Origin of the sequence: Chitinophaga ginsengisoli, assembly GCF_003014595.1 — a bacterium.
Classification (GTDB): domain Bacteria; phylum Bacteroidota; class Bacteroidia; order Chitinophagales; family Chitinophagaceae; genus Chitinophaga; species Chitinophaga ginsengisoli.
Window position 1 is genome coordinate 567,171 of sequence record NZ_PYGK01000002.1, and the last position, 15,784, is coordinate 582,954.

The following is a 15,784-nucleotide window of genomic DNA, read 5'->3' on the forward strand; positions in this document are numbered from 1 at the left end:
CGGCTTTTGTTTTTACTGTATACATCTGTTATACCATACATTTATGAAATGTCGCTTTATCAAATCACTACTGCATTACAGCAAGAGCGGCTGTATGCTGCTATTAATATCAGGAATAAGCACAAAGCTTTACGCACATGTAGTAGTAGGTGAGCTGGAAAAGATGTCAAAAACAGCCGTAGGGCTTGTTTATCTTCAACTAGGCTATCAACATATACTTCCTCTTGGGTTTGATCATATTTTGTTTGTACTCTGTTTGCTGCTGTTAAGTCCACGGTTAAAGCCAGTTTTATGGCAGGCTACTGCTTTTACCCTAGCCCATTCCGTTACTCTCGGACTTACAATATATCATGTAATTACACCTCCTGAAAGGATTGTAGAACCTGTCATTGCATTATCCATTATGTATGTGGCACTGGAAAATATTTTATCCGGACGATTAAAAACATCGCGCATCGGCGTGGTTTTCTTATTCGGCCTTATACATGGGATGGGATTTGCCGGCGCCTTGGAACAGTTAGGTTTACCCAGAGATGCTTATTTAATTTCCCTGATTATGTTTAATGCAGGAATTGAATTAGGGCAATTAACTATTATTCTGACGGCATACTTTTTATTAGTCAAATGGTTGGGTAATAAGCCCTATTATCCCAGACTCATTGTCCCCTCTTTATCCATAGTTATCATCATAATTGCCGGCTACTGGACCGTACAGCGATTATTCCTTTAAGCTTTTTTTGAGGTTTTCTGCCATATCCGGACTCAGGTCATATTTATTCTTGTCAGCAGCTTTGAAAAATTCACGGGCATTATATCCTTTACCGAGGCCCTCCATCATTTTGCCCATATAATAAAGTTCGAGCCCTTCCAGTGCTCCTCCGGAAATATGTTGTTGAAATACTTTATAAGCATCTTCTTTTTTATTATTTTCAAAGAGACTATAAGCATACCATGCATAAGTCTGGGGAGTAGCCCGGTTATTTAATTCCTCTCTTGCGAGGCCTTCAGCCTTAGCTGGTTCATCCAAAATACCTGTGTAAATTTCAATTAAATATTTCGTATACATTTTCCCATATCGGGTATCTGTCGCTTTCGCCACGAATTCATTAGCATATCTTTTTTCCAGCATTTTATCTCCTCTGCTTTGCGCCATCTGGTATAGTTTAAACAGAGGGTCCGGTAGTTTGTTTTTTGCCTGAACAAACTTGAATATTCTTTCTGACAATGTATCGTTTCTATCGTGTACCAGCGCAACCCAGCCCAACCTTGTTATGCTGTGGAAATCTGCAGGATTTAAGCCGATACATTGTTTATATAACTCAACGGCTTTTCTCAAATCCCCCGCATGAATATATAAGTCACCTGCATTCGATAACGCAATACCCCGCAGGTAGGCAGATTCCTTAGCCAGGCTGGCAGCATGTAGCATATCCTTAATAGCGCTGTCAATCTCCCCATTTACATGATCATATTTTGAAAGCCTGAAATAATAACTATAATCATTCCATCCTTTTAGTTGCTTTAGATAATACTCCGCAATACTGTATCTACCCAATTCAAAATTTATATCAAAAGAAAGTGTACAGGAGGTAAAACCATTAATACCTATATTTTTTGCTTTCTGCAGTAAGGTATCAGCCTCCATAAACCGGTGTTGTAAAAGGGCTGATGAGGTCAATGCAATAAATGGGGAAGCTAACGTGGAGTTATATGTTTTGTTAATGCTTCTTAGCACTGATTCCGCTTCTTTTACATCATTAATATCTCCAAATTCGCGAAACCTGGTAACAAGAGCAGACGCATATTTTGCTTCATTTACCTGTCCTGGCCGATCGGGATCAATCCTGTTTTTCCAGAATAAAAGGTCACTTTCATTATTCTTTGTCTGTAGCGCAACGGTACGATTATTTATTAAGCTATCGATATATCCAGCCTCAACGATTTTGGGACTCAAACGATTACAGGCGGGAAATAATAACGCAATGAGAAGCGCATGAATTTGATATTTCATCTGCTTATTTTGCTTGTAGGTACGTAAATAGATGTTAATCAGATTGGAAACAGTCCAAACAAAATACCCGCTACTATCAGATCAGGTAATCGCCATTACAACATTTGCAATTTTTCCCTTATTCCCTCAGGAAACGCTTCAACATTGGAAAATTTTCGCTAAATTAGTAACAACGACTATTCTTGTTAATCACCTAAATGCTTAACCCAATAAAGGATAAGAGCTATTTGCTGCCCCCCTTGGTATTGGCCTCTTCACCTTGCATATCACTTATAACAAATACGCTGAAATATTTCAGCACTTCGATTATATGCTGAACAACCACTCCATGGCATTGCTCCCAGGCTAAAGACAGGAGAGGACTATTTCTTAAACATTATCACCATGAAAAAGAAAACAACTCCCAAAAAACTCCAGTTAGTGAAAATCAAAATTGCCAATCTCAGTCAACCAAAACCTAAAGGAGATGTTTGTCTGACGTCTCTGGAGCAAACCACTTGTCCCCACTGCAATCAGCAATAATCTAGTTTGATAGATTTGATAAACAATGCTGTTTAAACAGGAAGTAATAAATTATGACTAAGTTAAAACCTCGTAGATCGTAAGATTTACGAGGTTCTTTTTTTTTGCAGGTGACAGCCGACGTTGCGGACTATCATCTTTTTGTTATTAATAACTAACTTTAGCGAAATACCATTTACATGACCAACATACCATTTCAGACAATAGACTGGACCAGTATTGAAAAAACAGTACATGCGGGCGAGACCGGTACCGCATATTGGCAAACAATAGAGTTTAATGGATTAAGAATTCGTCTCGTAGAATATTCCGAAGGTTATCTGGCTGATCACTGGTGTGAAAAAGGCCACATAGTTCATTGTCTTGAGGGCGCATTTGTTAGCGAACTTAAAAATGGCGGCAATTTTCATCTGACGGAAGGAATGACATATGTAGTTTCTGATGAACTGAGCTCCCACCGCTCAATATCTGAAAACGGTGTTAAACTGCTCATTATTGATGGAGATTTTCTAAAAAGCCGCTGATGTATGCTGCTGAAAACGCAGAAAAAAGTGGAGCAATCAGGCAGACGCTTCAAATAATCCGTGGCTATACGACAAATAAATATGTAACTTGGCTGAAAGCTGGTCAGTCAGCTGTAACCAGCTATAAATTATAAGGGATGAAAGCATTGATTATTGGCGCCACCGGCGCTACCGGAAAAGACCTTGTAAATGTGCTGCTGCAAGATGCAGACTATTCCGAGGTTGTCATATTTGTGCGCCGTTCTACCGGTATTGTTCATCCCAGGTTAATTGAAGTTCTGACTGATTTTGACAGGCTCGAAGAGGTAGCCGGCCATATTCAGGGCGATATATTGTTCTCCTGCCTTGGCACCACGCTGAAAGCCGCAGGATCCAAGGAAAAACAATGGCATATCGATTATGAGATACCTTTGGCGTTTGCTAAAATTGCCAGAAGAAATGGTGTACCTGGTGTAGTGTTATTGTCCGCTTATGGCGCATCGTCCAGAAGCAAAGTGTTCTACTCCTGGACAAAGGGAAAACTGGAAGACAGTATAACACAACTCACTTTTGGGCAGTACATTATTTTCAAGCCCGGGTTACTGTTACGTAAGGATACAGATAGAATTGGGGAACGCATCTCAGCCGGCTTGTTAGCTTTTCTGAATCGTTTAGGAATTCTCAGAAAATTCCGGCCATTGGCAACCGCTACGCTTGCCCAGAAAATAGCCAAAGCGCCAAAAGTCTTTCTGGCAGGAATGCATATTGTAGCATTGGATGATATTAACTCGTTCTGAATTAGCTATACATTATTTAATTAATGACCTGTAGATTTAATTTCCTTAAAAAAAGCTATTATATCATTCGCTATGATTCTGCCCACGGGACCTCCCCTACCCTCGGGATCGTCAAATACCAGGGGAGCTACCTCATAGGGTACCTCTAAATGCCCAGTCTTTTCTGCCTTCCATTTATGCAATTCAACCCTGGGGCCATGTTCGAAAACTACTTCAACCTGAAAAGCCCATGGCATATCCAGCGGATGCATGCTGAGTGAGCAAACGATTTTGCATTTTACGTTTGAAAAAACAATCATTAGAGAACTGCCCCTTATTACCGACTCCTGAAATGACATCAAGCCGGTCAGTTCCTTATTTTCATTCAGCTGGCTTTCAATACGATGAACAACACGTTCCGCCAATCGAAACAAGTATTTCGTGTCTTCTCTGCTCTCTGGTTCCAATATCTCTACCTGAGGATAACGCTGCAATCCGAATTTTAGTAAATGATAAAGATAGCCATCCAGGATTATCCGTTTTTCGAATATACGATTACGATAACAATATCTGTCTAAATCTCCCCAGGGGCTAACATGCAAAACAAACCAATTTCCATTTCTACCGTCATTCTTTCCTTCACTTAATACCACCAGCAAACCCAATATCGGATCATTGATAAATACGGCAGGGATTTCTTCGTAAATCGATTTTTCCCTTCCTCCCAAACGCCTGCCTCCAAATAGCTGATCCGCAATTATTACGGCTAACTCCTCTAAAGAAAGGTTTGTTCTCATAGCACATGCGCCATAAAATTCATTCATTACCGGATGTTTCATTATTCAAACAATTTATATTCATTACTTTAATGGTTCTGTCAGAGTATGGTTCGCTCTGTTGAGCTAATACCTGTCTCATTATCCGCCACTCCGGAACAAACAATTTTGCTACAGATTTGGCAAGGTAGACAATATCTGATCTAGTGCCAACACCTTTTCACAGGAAAATCACTAATAACGCAATAGGGTTGTCGCCTCCTAAAGCAACAACCCCATCAAATATTTTAACTTCAGTCCTATTTCAGCTTCACATCCAGATAAACAGAATGACGCCCGTAAGTCTTATAAAATGGCTTAAACACCACATCATCAATCGTGAACTGCAACTGCTGAGGATCACCTTTAATTGACCTGCTGATGTCTTCAGCATCCAGTGTTACTTTACGCCACTCCTTTCTTGCTGCTGGCTCCTGCGCTGCCAGTAATATTGGTCCGTAAAAAAGACTGGCTATATTCTGTTGATCCATCACTGGCTCCAGGTGGAACTGGAAAGGCATTTTCAATTCTATCACATCACCATCTTTCCATTGACGGCCTATTGTCAGATAAGTACCGGGACTAGCGGAAAGGTCTTGTTCTTTACCATTGATCTTCACAAAAAATCCTTTGGTAGCCCAACCCGGTACACGTACATTAATATCAAATTCTCCACCACCCTTAATAGTAAGGCGGGTATTGTCCTCATTTGGAAAATCTGTCGTCTGCTCTACTCTTACCTGTCGTTCTGTCCATTCCAGTATTGAGGGTATGTATAGATTAACATAAAGGGCCTTGTCATCCTTGCTTTTAAAGTAGATTGAGTTCTGTAGCTTGGTACTACTTTCTAATGCGGTACCATTACAACAGGTGAAGCCTGTCATATCCGCATTGCCAAATTGTTTGATAGACCCTGGTCTGAGCGGTATGTGATAGGTATTGGCAGGAGTATGCTCTGCTACAGAAGCCAGGATATCGTTATACAACGCACGCTCGTAATAGTCCATTAACTCCGCCCGCTGATCGAAGAGGAACAGGTCGCTGGTCAATTTCAGCATATTGTATGTCGCGCAGGTTTCATTTTGGCCTCCGGCAGCGAAGCCGTTTTCATACAATGTTCCCGGCTGACTGATAAAACATTCCGCGTTATTGGGATTACGTGCACCTGCAACGCCACCAATGCTGTACATATAATCATTGACGATCTTATACCAGAAATTATCGGCTACTTTGTAGTACTCCGGATTATTAGAGACACGATACATTTCGATACTCCCTATAATCTGAGGGATATGCTGATTGGCATGCAATCCACGGAAAAGATCTACGTTCTTTGCCAGCCCATGCGAATGGGCCGTATCGCCAAAGAAAACCCTGATATTATCAAACAACTGCGCTGTTCTCAGATGGTTCTGCTTACCGGTAAGACGGTACAGACGGGCCATTGCCTCATTCATGCCTCCAAACTCACCGGCAATGTATGTATTCCACATCTTTATAAGCGTATCCGTTGGTAATTTGCTCAGGCGGGCATATACCCAATCCCCCATGCCATCGGCTATTGCCAGTGCTTTTTTATTACCACTCGCTTCATATACATCCATTAAGCCAGCCAGAATTTTATGCAGCGTATAATATGGTGCCCAAACCTGGTTCTTCTGTCCTCCGTATTTGGCGCCGTTTTCCAACATGATAAACTGATCCGGAGGATACGCACTGATGAATCCTACTCCCCAGTTCCAATAATCCGTACGAATGCCCGCATCACTAAGATCTGAATCATAAGCTGATTTCCCGGGACCATATGGTACCGCTGCAGGATCGGACACATGTGGACCACCTGCTGCTTTCGCCTTTCCGGATAATTGGGACAACTCATAGAGCGTATTTACCATGTACTCCATCTTTCCAGCGAAATTGGCCTGAAGTGCCTTATCATATCCTGTGCCCGCATAGGCCTGTGCAATTGCTGTAAGGTAATGGCCTGTAGCATGGCCTCTTAATTTGGTATCCTTTGTGTCCCAGACACCCAAAGGCTTTGCGCCCGCTGGTTGTTTTTGCCCAAATGCATGGCGGAACATATAAAGGAAGGAATTAGGATCAGTTTTAGCTAATGTGCTGATGAACTTATCGCGGTTTTCGACAAACTGGGTTTCATGCCCATGTGCATCATTCTTCAAAGCAACCTTTCCCAAATCAAACACCGCCAGCTTTAAATCTGGTGAAGCTGATTTCCCGGATGCTTTTACCGTGACAAATGCCTTTGGTTGAAAATTCGTCCCTGCAACACGTCCCGTAATGGTATAGCTTCCGGGATTAAGCACAGCGCTATTGTCGATAGCTGCTGGCCACAACACACGCACTCTGGGACCTTTACCCTTCATTTCATCCTTATAGCTGCCCTCTACATAAGCCGGTAATCGTGGCAAATTTCCTACTTCAGTTTCCACTTGCACATCAGCTACCTGTACTAAATAAGTATCATAAAGCTGTACCTCAGTTGGAGAAAAACGGGGAAGATCATCCTCAGCGTGGCTCCCGGTTGTATTGACTACACCCTCATTGAGACCTTTGCCCTTCAGCCCATTGTTATAGATGCCGGCTACCTGTTTGCCACTCAGGGGAATTCGGTAAATACGAAAATCATGTATCATGGCATTGAGACCAGGATTTCCCGGCAATAACGATTTTCCGATATAAAGCAGGTCTTTTCCTGGTTGCTGACCGAATATCTCTGTTAGCTCCAGGGGAATATCTTTCGCCTCGCCAACAGGCTTACTATCAACATAGGTCGTCATAGATTTTGAAGGAATATCTATCACTATCGTCAGATGAACCCATTTATTCGTTGCCAAAGCCGGAGAAACCACTCCCTTCCGACTACCTTTTTCCGCTGCTATCAACGCCTGACAGCCTTCCTGACCATCTGTGCCGACAGGGGCGCTAAAAAAATGGACGGCCCTATCTTTTCCGAAATCAAAAAAACGCTGGCCAGCCTGTTTTGAACGCAGGTATATCCATCCTGATATACTGAGCGATTCTAAATCTGTCAGGGCTTCGCCCGGAATCGTAAGATAGGACTTGTTATCTCCGGGGAGCGACAACACCTTTCCAAACCGATCGTCATTGACAAATTTGACGCCGGCACCCCGTATTGTAGCGTGCAAATTATTCCGGGACCAGTCCTTCACATCTCCGTTAAACACATAGCGGGCAATCATTCCTGTTTCCCCGATGCCATCCAATATCTGGTCGCCGCTTTGTGCCTCAGCCGTGTAAACACCCTGGATCAAAACAGTGACAAACAGGACGGCCCGCAAGAATACCTGGTACATTTTCATATTCGCATAAATTTTCATCAATACTCTTATATATCTGATTATTTACAGACTCATGAAACTATGAAGAGTCCGTGTGTTTCTATAGGCTCATTTTAACTAATAATCAAATAATATTAACAAGTATTCCATTAACCCAGTATTCCGGAAACGGTCCCATTAAATTGTCTATACAGCGAAATTATCAGGTACAACAAGGTGCGACAACTTTTTCAGCTCAAAAAGACCTGCCAAAGGAGATACCAGGCGCAGCACCTGATCAAGTCCTTCTGTTCACTCCCTACAACCCTGATTTACAACTAAGCGTTGCCCCTTTTTTTACATTAAAGCCGGGTTGAAAGCCAATTCCTCTTCCCCCATGGATCACGATATTCTGAGTACCTGTAAGCGCCTTTCCTGCCACCCGGACCATCCCTTCTGACCTGTAGAGGTACTCGCTTTTGAACTCGCTGGCATTGTTGAATGGAATGGTAATGTCGTCTTTGACGCTTAACCCACTTGGAAGAATACCATACAGGTGATTGTCATTACCTGTAAACAAACTGCCATCAGGTACTATGATTAGCCGGTTACCAGCGAGATAACCATTGGCATCGCTAATCGGTAGTGAAGGAAAACTGGTTGCCCCGGGTGCTACCATCGTCAGGGATTGCTTGCCCTGCTCTGTATTTAATACATACACATTATCATTCCCATCCATCACCAATGCACTGGCCGGATTGAGTCCTGCGATGCCTGCTGCAGACTGTTTAGTACCGTCAGACAAAGCATAGGATTCCAACGCTCCGTTATTAATAACAAAGACCTTGTTAGTTCCTATTACAGGTTGTGAAATTACAAGATCCTCCCCGGTTATGATGGAATCGATGCCCTTTCCGGTGTTGGCATCCAGGATATAAAATCTGTTCCCCTTTCTCTGATTGTTAGTAACACAAAGTATGTCATTCTTTACCGAAGGAACAGGAACGTCAGCGATAAAAGTGCTTCCAATGTTTTTATCCCATTTCTTTATACCATCAATGCTGTTCAATGCAGTCACATTCCCGCTATTCCCGTCATATACATACACAATCTGTTCTGCCTCATTCAGTGCCACTGTTCCAAACACATTGGCACCTGATGTATATATCCATTTCAGTTTACATTCCGGCTGGGGCGTGTAGGCATAGATCCCTTTGTTTGTTGATATGTAAATACTTCCGTCGAAACCAATAACAGGTATCGCTGTAGCCTGTGCGCTATTTTCAAGTTGTTTGTCGTAGATAACCTGCCAGCTATCCGGAGCAAACACATACAGGGCTCCGGCTGTATTACCCATCATGGAATAGACATTGCCTTTCCGGTCTCCGATCGGCCCATATTTAACCAATCCAAAGGCGTCTGTATAACTATCTGCCCAGGTACTACCCCGCCGGGATAAACTCAGCATTCTGTACATCTCAGATGTTGATGTCTGATAGGCCATTACAAGTTTATCATCATTCAGCAGGGGATCGGATTTAATGTAATTAGCACCTACGGGGCTATATGCATTGCTTAATTTAAATCCGGTGGCCGTACTGTTGGACTGCCATCCTAGCATGCCCGTGTGTTGTGCATCATATTTGTATTGCGGCCAGCTTTTTCTCCTTACCTGCTCGAATGGCATGTGATAGGAAATAACCAGCTTCGGTTGTTTAGCCATGTCGTTTGATCGCGCTGTATAGTAACGATATGTTTCGGCTTCCTCCGCGGCAAGGACACAATAGAAATTTCCTTTCCGCGCTGGCACCCAGTTAGCACCATCGGTAATGTCAGGTCGCAGGTGTATCGCCTGGTCTATGTTGCTCTTTGACACAAGACTCAATGCAGTGCTGGATGAATCCGTAATGTTGATCACCAGATTACTTCTCGCTGTACTGAGTTCATACAGGTTCACTCCCTGCTCAAAAACAGAGGAAGTATTTTTTACATTTTTCAGATAGATCATCAGATCCACCGTATCAATGATCGCACCCTCTGGTATCGTTGCCAGGCTAAATTGCAGATAAGTGCAATAATCATGGTTGACCTTACGGCCAGTGGTGGAGGAAGAGATATAAACGAAATTATCATCACTACAGAAATTCCAGGTATCCTGGCTAACTGAGGATTGTACTGGGCGCTGTGTTTCTGCCCTGTTGGGAAGAATGACTACGGTTCTGGTATCGTTATAGTACTGCGCAGCACTACCTAAAGAGGTCAGCAGCATAATCACTATCATCACACTGACCTGTATGCTGGCAGACAAAATATGCCTAAAGTGTATAAAATTTATTTTCATTTTTACATGTTTTTTGTAGTAGCAAAGTTTGTCTGTATTTACAGATCTCAAGGTTCCGGGCATGAATAGTAAAGTTTGGATACAGCAATATTACCTTTTGATATATAGGCGACGATAACCGTCCATACACATCCATTAAATCCAATGGTGGCTGTGGCAAAACTGCGGACGCTCTCAAATATGGATGGAAACTCTGGCTTGTCAACGTTCTTGATATCGGTCCACTTGTAATAATTATTCCCTATATCGACTCCCTGTATCCATCCGGACTTTAATTCCCTCTTACCCGTGCTGCTATTCACACTAATGTCGCTCGATATAATGTAACGATAGGAACCACTGGGGTCAATATTGCTATTTTTATTTGTCCGTAAATAACAGATGGAGGCGCCTGCTATCCATTGTTCATCGTAAATAAAATCTCCTGTACCCCATTCATTTCTGGCTTTCTTCCAGCCGGAAGACGTTCTGTATATCCACACATCATTGAGCGTACTGCCGTTATACCGGGCAGCGCCTCCGCCGATCCAGATACTTTTGTTTTTGTTAATGTCTGTCTGCACAGTAACGGCAAACTGGCAACGTTTAGGGAATGCAGGATCTGTAGGTACAGCTATCCAATTGCTGCCATCAAACCGCCATACATCATTTAGCCCATTACCATTTTTATCTGCCCCACCGATGACCCATATGTTATCATTCCCATTTACATCAGGAAATAAAACACATGCATGCATACAACGTGGCTTCATCGCTGCAGGTGGTAAGTCTTCGCGGAATCCGGTATCGAGATCGATTTTCGAGATCGTATTTTTACATACACTGATATCTGCTTTACTACCACCTACAAAGTACAGCTCATTATTTCCGAAATGCAGGCAGGGACAATAGGCGAGTTCAGAAGGAATGGTCAGCATCGCAGGTACCATAACATCACCGTCGTTTACCATGATAGTATGAGGCTTCCAACTCAGACCATCACGCGAGTTCCAGATGGAGGGTGGCGCAGCAGGATCTGTCTTTTTCTGCATAATCGCCCACATCATATCGTCATATTCATTTAATACAAGGTCGAGCAAGGTATATTGCTCTATGACGTAGATTACATTACCGTCTATCTCTTTTCTTACCTCGCAGCTGAAATTGTCCAGCACCTGCCATTGGGGAGTGCTGGTTGTAATAACATTAGCGACTGTATTCTCAAGCGCTTCCATGGCGCCATTTCTGGCGTGCAAATAAAATGGTGGACAAGGGGATGATCCCGCACTGCCCAGACCAAAGTTCATACTGCAATTGAAAGGTGTTGCCGGATCTGTAACGGTTCGGAAGTCCATGGTTTTTCCCAGGCTGTCTTTCAGTTCACAGGTACTGGCATCGGTCGTCTGATAGGTAATGGTGATGTCATTAGCTGGCCTGATAATAGAAGGATTGATCCGAAAACTGTTAATAACAGGCTTTTTAGCGGCCACCAATATAGTATTGGGAATGTAAGTACCTGAAATCAGCTGATTACCCAGGTTTTTAAATTTAAAGGCGATGTCCGCAGAAGGCGGAAATTCCTGACCTTCTTTCGCGTATAGATCATTGATGCAGAACTCGATCCGGTTATTATAATCCGCAAGTTTCGTTGGCACATCAAAACTAAACCTGATCTGGCCAACAGATAATCCACCCATAGGTCCAACAGTGCTGTGAAACCCGTTTGAGTTTAAAGGCGTTGTAATGGCCGGTTTCACACCGCTCCATTCCACAACCTCAGCCAGCATCGGTATTTCCAGATCAATATGCTTAATCAACGCATTACTGGGTGGATCATCACATGTAACGGCAAAGCTTACATCTGCATTGGTGTTCGATATCGTATTGTCAAGTATTACTAAACTGAATTGGGGCATAATGTTATTGGGATTAATTGTTTATTGATTATCAGTTGCAGGCGACAGTGCCAGAAAGCCTTCCTGAATACACTGTCCGTTAAGAGAGCCGGTTTGTAGTTGTGTTTGATTGTCCATATTTGTTTCCTGCCACCCGCCTGTTGTTGTTTGCTGTTTTAATACCCACCGGCGATCAGGTTCTGCACCAAGTGGTATAAAGGGTTCCGTTGGCGCACCTAAGAACGGTGCGATAAGCATGTCCAGTTCCATGTGCTTCAGCCCCTCGGTGTAACCTGCCGGCAGATCAATGAATTTAGCGGGCAGTATCCCCGCATTGGCCTGCACCCCTCCTCTCGGATCCATCAGTAGCGTAATACCCTGCCCTTGCTCACCTGCATTAAACGACAACCGTATATCATCGCTGGTGAAATATGCGCCGCCAGGTTTGGGGATTCCATAAGGGAGATGCATTTCCCCGAAGCCTTTTCCCGTGTCTTTGAAATAGCCTATCAATCCATCTTTGTTGTTACGGCTATCGCCTAAGGCTATTGGAAACTGCAGGTTTGCCAGGCCGGGTGGCTGTGTTTTGGTAGCATCGGTAATACTATGCTCATAGTGCTGCGGCTGGGCAGGCAGTCCCTGTAGTTCCAGTTGCAGGGATGCTCTTACCAGGGCAACCGGCTGTCCCATTAAGCCCGCAATGCCAGGCGCTTGCTGTCCGCCAGAGGTGGAAAGGAAAAGAGCAGTGCGGTTGCAAAGCTCAAAAAGCGACTGCAATGCTGCGCCTCCCCCAGACTGACCATTATTGTCCCGAAAGCCGAGCAGCCCCTTTACAAAATCCAGCAGGTAGCGATTGCTGATAGCTGTTTCCGGCGTCCGATCATCGGGAGCTCCCGGAGGATTGCTCCATTGCAACTCCAGCCTACCATTAATGCTTGTCATTTTCAATGCACCGCATCTCATACCGTTGGCGGCATAAATATCCAGCGACTGATCCAGGTAATCGGGTAATAACCATCCGCAAACCGGATTAGTAGCAGGATCACTGCTGCTTTCTTCCAATGGTCCCGGACGGGCTGTACACCATCTGAACAAGAGTCGCGCAGGCTGTATAACACGTGGAGGGAGTGTTACCTGAACACCATTGTTTAACTGGTTCAGATTCTCCGCAATGTGCAAACGACCTTTCTGAATAATATTGCCGCTGTTATCTGTATCAATGATCTTTTTTACCTGCCCGAAAGCATCGACCATCCATAAACGTGTAAACCGCAGATGCCCTGCCCGGAGGGGGAAAAAGTTAGGCGCCTGTCCCGATTTTGCATACACATCGGGGAAGAAGTAAGCCTCCCTCGAAATATAATCATCCAGACTGTTATCCGGCATAATGACCCAATCGGTGTCGGCAGGGTTCCTGAGCAGTGGTATATGTATGGTCTGACGGCGCATCAGCAACGAATCTGAAAATGAAGCAAGTGCCTGCGAGAGATGCTGTCCTGCATTTATATTCTCAGGCAACCTTTGCTGCAACAGGTCATTCACCATGTCAGTGAGCAATACTTTCCCTGCGTATTCGATCGCTTTTGTCGTATCAGGAGTGCCGCCCTTGTATTTGTATTGCTTATTCTCCCATTGCCAGTCCTGCTGTTTGAATTGCCATTGTCCGTTTTCAAGCGCGTAAGAAGGAATGAACTTCGCATACCATATCAGGTATAAAGGCGTCCAGGGATGCTGCCAGCGCTGGGCTCCCCATGTCAGTAACAGTTGGGAAAGCGAATCAAGGCTCCAGCTGGCGGGCCTTATCTGTGTGCCATCACGAAGTATTACAGCCTTAAACTTATCAGTCGGCGCTCCTGCTGTCAGCAGCAACATATTTTTCAGATAGGCTGCCAGCACCTGGATATTGACATTATTACCCGGATTATCCTTATAATATTGTTGCGCCCATACCGTCGTCCACGAGGGATCCAAGAGAATAGCCTCATAATAGAGCTGGCTGATGAGCGTAATATTGTTTTTGAGCGAGCCCAGTTCTTTGAGCGCCAACGGTATGCTGCCCGGTAAAATTGTGCGGCCATCCCCACTGGCGCTATCGTTCAATACCATGCCTGCTATGAGCTCAGATGCTATACGACATGGCAGCTTATCACCTTTACCTGGATTTTTATATTTGGATGATCCGGTAACGCCGGGACCGGAAAACAATACACCAGGATCGTTTGGCTGCCAGTAACGCGCCATCTTCTTTTTCAATAGTTCAAACAGCGGTGCTTTGCCTGCAACGCCACTGAAGGCAGGCATCTGGTGAATGAGTGTCTCCTGTGTAGTCACAGCAGCCACATGCTGAGCAATGTTAGCAGTAATGACATCTATATCGTTTTTCAGCAGACCGCGCTTCGTAGTTAATGCTGTCAGTAATACCTGGTCGCCGTCAGCATCAGCCATGATCATCTTATCGGTCAAGGCCCTGAATTCAAGCATCAGCGATTGCTTCTTTTGCACAAGCCTGTCTGTCACTTGTTGTTCCGTATTGAGCTTTTTAAATGCTTCCGAAAGACCAGGATTGGTATCCGGGTCAGGGAAGACAGCTTGTACCGCTTCTTTTCCTTCATTGGGACCAGTTTCTCTTTCTACTGGTTTGATCTCCCATAATGTACCACCATCATAAGCAGTATATGCATGGCTGTCTATCTGGCCATCCATCTCCGTCGCATCTACAGTATCTTTAAGGATATCATAGAAATAGCCGCTAAGTAGTTTTTCTGCAGCTCCTGTTTGCCTGGACAACTGCGCACTTTTAGCTTCGATGGCTGTCATTCCTACGCCGGTGTTCACAACTGCACTGCTGATGGGCAGTCCGTAAGTTTGTGCAGGGTCCCAGTTCACACTATGTATGAAACCATGACACATGATGGAGTCGGGAAAGTTCGCAGCTGCGTTACCAGATAACTCCCACTTGCTTTTAATATTGTTGATAATGAGGGCATCACTGTTTGTCAGGGGCTCAATAGCCGGATCCGAATACCAGCCTGTTACCAGGTAAGAAAAAGAAGCGGCAGTAGTATCCATCCCAGACAGGTCATCCCACATACCAAATACATTACGGCAATACTGATAAATACCGGCAAAACTGGCGTTCCCCGGCGCCATGGCTGTTAAAGGAGTAACGCTGCGGGGTTGTTCTACTGTCCAGCTATCCAGCACGGTTGCTTTGCCGATATTATGCGAAGTGGAGAAACTCCCGTCGGGATTTTGTACTGCCCAGGGACTTTTATCTGACACATAATTGCCGATATAATCGCTTTCCAGTAACCATTTTTTGATGACGGGCTGGTTGTTTACAAGATGCGTTCTGATCACCAGCCATCTGTTAGGAACAGCAGGAAACAGGGCTTTATTTTCCTTCTGTATCCCGTTGGTAAGGGCGGCGGGTAATGCCCAGTGCAGGTGAATACCCTTTTCACAAAAGCCTCCCTGTCTGAGCTCTTTCAGATCACCAGGTTCCAGAAAGGTACCCAGACGGGTAAACAGACCCTCATAATCTATATAAAAGTTCTTCCAGTTGTAGGCGGTATCTCTGGCGGTGTTTTTATCTACTATAAGTGCTTCTATTTTTACCGGCACTAATATTTTCTCACTCATG

General features: G+C 44.2%; 10 protein-coding genes. 4 read left to right on the forward strand and 6 right to left on the reverse strand.

The features are described from left to right. Positions 1-43 precede the first annotated feature (43 nt). The gene (locus CLV42_RS06880; RefSeq protein ID WP_211303396.1) at positions 44-730 is read left to right on the forward strand and encodes a HupE/UreJ family protein; all 687 of its coding nucleotides are present in this window, start codon (positions 44-46) and stop codon (positions 728-730) included. Here the strand turns inward: CLV42_RS06880 and CLV42_RS06885 are convergent. Further along, entirely contained in the window at positions 719-2,011 is a 1,293-nt protein-coding gene (locus CLV42_RS06885) for a tetratricopeptide repeat protein (RefSeq protein ID WP_106601152.1), read from the reverse strand. The two genes, CLV42_RS06880 and CLV42_RS06885, sit on opposite strands and share 12 nt — an antisense overlap. 384 nt (positions 2,012-2,395) lie before the next feature. On the opposite strand from CLV42_RS06885, the gene CLV42_RS33840 reads away from it, so the two are divergent. From CLV42_RS33840 to CLV42_RS06895, 3 genes are all read left to right on the forward strand, one after another. Then, positions 2,396-2,533, forward strand: a complete 138-nt coding sequence (locus CLV42_RS33840; RefSeq protein ID WP_170117417.1) for a hypothetical protein — start codon at positions 2,396-2,398, stop codon at positions 2,531-2,533. Positions 2,534-2,712: 179 nt separating this feature from the next. Then, positions 2,713-3,057, forward strand: a complete 345-nt coding sequence (locus CLV42_RS06890) for a DHCW motif cupin fold protein (RefSeq protein ID WP_106601153.1) — start codon at positions 2,713-2,715, stop codon at positions 3,055-3,057. A 137-nt stretch (positions 3,058-3,194) separates the two neighbouring features. After that, entirely contained in the window at positions 3,195-3,833 is a 639-nt protein-coding gene (locus CLV42_RS06895) for an NAD(P)H-binding protein (protein WP_106601154.1), read from the forward strand. A 20-nt stretch (positions 3,834-3,853) separates the two neighbouring features. On the opposite strand, the gene CLV42_RS06900 is transcribed toward CLV42_RS06895, so the two are convergent. From CLV42_RS06900 to CLV42_RS06920, 5 genes are all read right to left on the reverse strand, one after another. Continuing rightward, the gene (locus CLV42_RS06900; RefSeq protein WP_106601155.1) at positions 3,854-4,651 is read right to left on the reverse strand and encodes a hypothetical protein; all 798 of its coding nucleotides are present in this window, start codon (positions 4,649-4,651) and stop codon (positions 3,854-3,856) included. 236 nt (positions 4,652-4,887) lie between these two features. Further along, positions 4,888-7,968, reverse strand: a complete 3,081-nt coding sequence (locus CLV42_RS06905) for a beta-L-arabinofuranosidase domain-containing protein (protein ID WP_170117418.1) — start codon at positions 7,966-7,968, stop codon at positions 4,888-4,890. A gap of 277 nt (positions 7,969-8,245) precedes the next feature. Continuing rightward, complete coding sequence (locus CLV42_RS06910; RefSeq protein ID WP_170117419.1) at positions 8,246-10,267, reverse strand: outer membrane protein assembly factor BamB family protein; 2,022 nt, start codon at positions 10,265-10,267, stop codon at positions 8,246-8,248. 47 nt (positions 10,268-10,314) lie between these two features. Then, positions 10,315-12,162, reverse strand: coding sequence for a kelch repeat-containing protein (locus CLV42_RS06915; RefSeq protein ID WP_106601158.1), 1,848 nt, complete (start codon positions 12,160-12,162; stop codon positions 10,315-10,317). A 21-nt stretch (positions 12,163-12,183) separates the two neighbouring features. Then, positions 12,184-15,783: a hypothetical protein gene (locus CLV42_RS06920; RefSeq protein WP_106601159.1), complete on the reverse strand. Its 3,600-nt coding sequence runs from the start codon at positions 15,781-15,783 to the stop codon at positions 12,184-12,186. Position 15,784: the final 1 nt, after the last annotated feature.

Bases quoted from the DNA above. Each gene is read 5' to 3' on its own strand.
- CLV42_RS06880 (WP_211303396.1), top strand. From the start codon at position 44: ATGAAATGTCGCTTTATCAAATCACTACTGCATTACAGCAAGAGCGGC.
- CLV42_RS06885 (WP_106601152.1), bottom strand. From the start codon at position 2,011: ATGAAATATCAAATTCATGCGCTTCTCATTGCGTTATTATTTCCCGCC.
- CLV42_RS33840 (WP_170117417.1), top strand. From the start codon at position 2,396: ATGAAAAAGAAAACAACTCCCAAAAAACTCCAGTTAGTGAAAATCAAA.
- CLV42_RS06890 (WP_106601153.1), top strand. From the start codon at position 2,713: ATGACCAACATACCATTTCAGACAATAGACTGGACCAGTATTGAAAAA.
- CLV42_RS06895 (WP_106601154.1), top strand. From the start codon at position 3,195: ATGAAAGCATTGATTATTGGCGCCACCGGCGCTACCGGAAAAGACCTT.
- CLV42_RS06900 (WP_106601155.1), bottom strand. From the start codon at position 4,651: ATGAAACATCCGGTAATGAATGAATTTTATGGCGCATGTGCTATGAGA.
- CLV42_RS06905 (WP_170117418.1), bottom strand. From the start codon at position 7,968: ATGAAAATGTACCAGGTATTCTTGCGGGCCGTCCTGTTTGTCACTGTT.
- CLV42_RS06910 (WP_170117419.1), bottom strand. From the start codon at position 10,267: ATGAAAATAAATTTTATACACTTTAGGCATATTTTGTCTGCCAGCATA.
- CLV42_RS06915 (WP_106601158.1), bottom strand. From the start codon at position 12,162: ATGCCCCAATTCAGTTTAGTAATACTTGACAATACGATATCGAACACC.
- CLV42_RS06920 (WP_106601159.1), bottom strand. From the start codon at position 15,783: ATGAGTGAGAAAATATTAGTGCCGGTAAAAATAGAAGCACTTATAGTA.